The sequence below is a fragment of the Alkalibacterium sp. genome (assembly GCF_046484155.1).
In the GTDB taxonomy this organism is placed as follows: Bacteria; Bacillota; Bacilli; order Lactobacillales; family Carnobacteriaceae_A; genus Alkalibacterium.
Genome location: NZ_JAWOBT010000050.1, coordinates 1 through 3,274 on the forward strand (window position 1 = coordinate 1; position 3,274 = coordinate 3,274).

The 3,274-nt window shown below is 39.7% G+C and carries 3 protein-coding genes and 1 pseudogene; all 4 read right to left on the bottom strand.

Annotated elements, in window-relative coordinates; all coding sequences use genetic code 11:
• Positions 1-768: phosphonate ABC transporter, permease protein PhnE (phnE, locus tag R6U02_RS04170; protein WP_410262381.1), on the bottom strand; the 768-nt coding region annotated here is incomplete at its 3' end.
• Complete coding sequence (gene phnC, locus R6U02_RS04175) at positions 758-1,537, bottom strand: phosphonate ABC transporter ATP-binding protein (RefSeq protein ID WP_410262382.1); 780 nt, start codon at positions 1,535-1,537, stop codon at positions 758-760. The genes phnC and phnE, both read right to left, overlap by 11 nt.
• A 206-nt stretch (positions 1,538-1,743) precedes the next feature.
• Positions 1,744-2,652, bottom strand: coding sequence for a phosphate/phosphite/phosphonate ABC transporter substrate-binding protein (locus tag R6U02_RS04180; protein WP_410262383.1), 909 nt, complete (start codon positions 2,650-2,652; stop codon positions 1,744-1,746).
• Positions 2,653-3,138: 486 nt separating this feature from the next.
• Positions 3,139-3,274: pseudogene (locus R6U02_RS04185) on the bottom strand (mechanosensitive ion channel family protein); the annotation flags it as partial.

Genomic DNA, 3,274 nt, shown 5'->3' on the forward strand with positions numbered 1-3,274 from the left:
GATCGTAATGGTGACAAATAGGACCAGTAAAATCATGGACAGACGGTCATAACGGAAGAATTTCATATTCCTATTCAATAACTGCCCGATCCCCCCGGCCCCAATGAAACCGAGAACGACAGAAACTTTCACATTTATCTCAAGTACATATAGGGTATAAGAGGCATAGTACGGCAAGATTTGCGGTATCACGCCATACCGAATGATTTGCAGTTTATTCCCACCACTCGCCATGATAGCATCCAACGGTCCCTTGTCGATGCCCTCGGTTGTTTCACTTAACATTTTCGCCAAAATGCCCGATGTGAATATCGTTAACGCCACGATACCTGAAACAGCTCCCATCCCAATAAAGGCAACCACTAAAATGGCGAGAATAATATCAGGGATCGTTCTTAAAAAGTTCAACAACGTCCGAACGAGACGGTAATAAAAAGGGTTTTTATTGATGTTATTCGATGCCAAAAAAGTTAAGGGTAAGGCTACGATTGATGCAAACGTTGTAGAAAGCAGAGCAATGTTCCATGTTTCCACCAAGTACTCAAAGCTAGTTGAAAAGTAGCTCCAGTCTGGTGGTAGTAAGTCAATAAAAACCATGTCCCATATAATACCGAAACCTATAATCAAACGGATTGGGTCAGCCTCTGTTTTGTATAAGGCAGCCAAATACAATAAGACGACAACCGTTAAAACAGTGATTGTTTTAGTTACAAACTGACGCGAAACGATATGGATCTTTTCATCGGATCGAGCTGGTCTATTCGCCATCTGCCACATCCCCTCGCATGTCATCTACACGAATGGGACGATCATATATTTGTTCAAAGGTTTCCTCTGTGACATCAGAAACGGGACCATCAAAGACAATTTCCCCATCACGCATGCCTATGATACGATCCGCATATTCCATCGCCATATCGATAAAGTGCAAGTTTACAATTGTCGTTAAATTATCCTCTATGGATATGCGGCGTAAGTCTTTCATCACCATATGAGAGGTTGGGGGATCCAGAGATGCTATCGGCTCGTCAGCTAAAATCACCTTGGGCTGTTGCGTGATTACTCGTGCAATACTGACACGTTGTTGTTGCCCACCACTTAACTGATCGGCACGTACATAAGCTTTGTCTTTAATTCCTACACGGTCCAAATTATCCATGGCTAATTTCAAGTCTTTTTGTGGAAAAATCCCGAGTAAACTCTTTAATGTCCCAGTATGCCCCAGACGCCCAGCCATCACATTACGTAAAACAGATAAACGCTTCACTAAGTTATAATCCTGGAATATCATACCGACTTTAGTACGCAGGGAACGCAGCCGTTTATCTTTTAAATAGGTCACATCTTCTCCATCCACCAACAGCTGGCCTGAGCTAGGGTTAGTCATTCTGTTGATACAGCGAATCAATGTCGATTTCCCGGCTCCCGAAAGCCCTACGATAACTACAAATTCGCCTTTTTCAATTTTCAAGTTGATATTCTTTAATGCTTCAAGTCCATTGGGATATGTCAGCGAAAGATTTTTGAATTCTATCACGCAGGTCACCTCCGATTCCTTTCAACTAATTATCTATTATTTAAATTAATTTTCATACTTTATGATGTACAGGTCGAGTATACACCTGTTGAAACATCTATATCAATACGCATGAAAAAAAGGGGCATCCTCGTTTACAAAAACAGCTTGCTGTAACGATAAACAATCCCCTCATCCTTTTCTTTATTTCTTGAATTTAATAAGATTTAGTCGATCAAGTCTTCAAATGATTCATAAGCTTCACGAACGATGTCGTATTCAGAATCTTCTGCCGGTTCAATACCATCCCATTCATAAATTTCATTCATGGCTTGAAGTGCTTCATCATTTTCTTCCATTGACAAGAAGGCCTCTGTAATACGTTCTTTTAAATCTTCAGGCATACCGCCGTACAAAGTAACGGTGTCATTCGGAATAGGGTCGGTATATCCGATCACCCGAATCTGGTCTTCTATATCTGGAATTTCATCAGATAAGCTGTCGCGTGCGTCATCAAACGTTGTCGCGAAGTCTGCATTACCATCCAGTAATTGAAGTAACGCATTATCATGTCCTTGAACTTCTAAGTGCTGGAATTTATCTTCTAAATCTTCAATGCCGGCATTCAAAAACTCGACACCCGGAAATAAATACCCTGAGGTGGACGAATAACCCGGGAAAGCCCAGACAAGTCCTTCCGATTCTACTAAATCATCGAAATCTTCTATATCTGAATCTGCAGGGACATTATACTGTGCTTTGTATGATCCAGAACCGAAACGAATCGATTTCGCCACAACTTCAACATCACCACGTTCTGCTGCCTGTACGTAACCAAAAGCAGGCAAAAACCCAATATGCGTCTGGCCGGTACGCATCGCTTCAACAAGTCCGACATAATCTGTGGTTACTTGAGCAGTAACCGGCATGTCTAAGGCTTCTTCTAAATAATCAGCTAACGGTTGAGCGTTATCAGCAATGTTTTCCGCATCTGACGAAGGAACGAATCCCACGACAAGTTCTGAATACTCTTCTGAGTTACTGTCATCACCTGTATCATTTGACCCACATGCCGATAAAGTTGTAGCTACCAACAGGCTGAGCACCCACGTACTATAGTTTCTTGACTTAACCAACTAAATCCCTCCATATCCATTTTTGCCAGCGATAATTTATATGTAGCTTTTAAATCCCTGTCGATCTGCTTTCTGTCACTGATTAAAAACAGCATTTAAACAGTTGTGTATTACATCTATCACTTTTCCTGTATACGTGAACTGTGTTAAAGAGAAATTGTATTAATGTAAAATTTATGTAAAATGAGATCGTTGAAAATCGGTGACTCGCTACGCTCTCTCAAACAATTCATTTTACACTGTGTTGTTTTTAGATTTAAAAATACACTCTAAGTTTATTTATATAGAGACTCCCAAAGATCAAACAAATCTGAGCTATCTTTTTATTAACTTACAAACATATTTTAATAGATTTGCTGGTGAAATCAAAAAATAACGGGTCGAGATCACTTAATGAATGCCTTGATCAGAAAATTACAAAGACAAAAAAACACGACCATTGAATAGGTCGTGTTTTAATGACTAATTTAATCGGTAAAAAAATTATTATTTAATATTATGGATATCCATTTGCGGATATGGGATGGATATATTTTCTTGATCGAAGGTCGTTTTAACTTCTTCCATTAAATCGAAATGAACATCCCAATAGTTCTCCGTTTTTGTCCAAACCCTAACTGTG